Consider the following 333-nt stretch of genomic DNA (forward strand, 5'->3'; position numbering starts at 1 on the left):
GTCTATGACGGCATGGGCCGTGTGATATCCGTGCAGAATTCACTGGGTCAGACGACATTGACGCAGTATGACGATGTTGGAAACCGGATGACGTTGACGCAGGCAAACGGCCTGCGCACTGTGTCGGTCTACGACAAGGCCGGGCAGAAGATCAGCCAATATGAGCAAAGTCCGGAAGGCCAGAATCTTGGCGAAACGCGATACGTCTATGACGTGCTGGGCAGGCTGCGTATCACCACGGACCCGGCGGGGAGACAGACATTCATTGTCTACGACGAAGCGGGCCGCAAGACCGGAGACGTGGATGTAAACGGAATCTTGACCGAATATCAG

At 55.9% G+C, this 333-nt stretch carries 1 pseudogene; it reads left to right on the forward strand.

The window, feature by feature from the left end:
* Positions 1 to 12: 12 nt before the first annotated feature.
* Positions 13 to 333: pseudogene (locus KDH83_RS32145) on the forward strand (hypothetical protein); the annotation flags it as partial.

This window comes from Achromobacter sp. Marseille-Q0513 (assembly GCF_018195695.1).
In the GTDB taxonomy this organism is placed as follows: domain Bacteria; phylum Pseudomonadota; class Gammaproteobacteria; order Burkholderiales; family Burkholderiaceae_B; genus Achromobacter.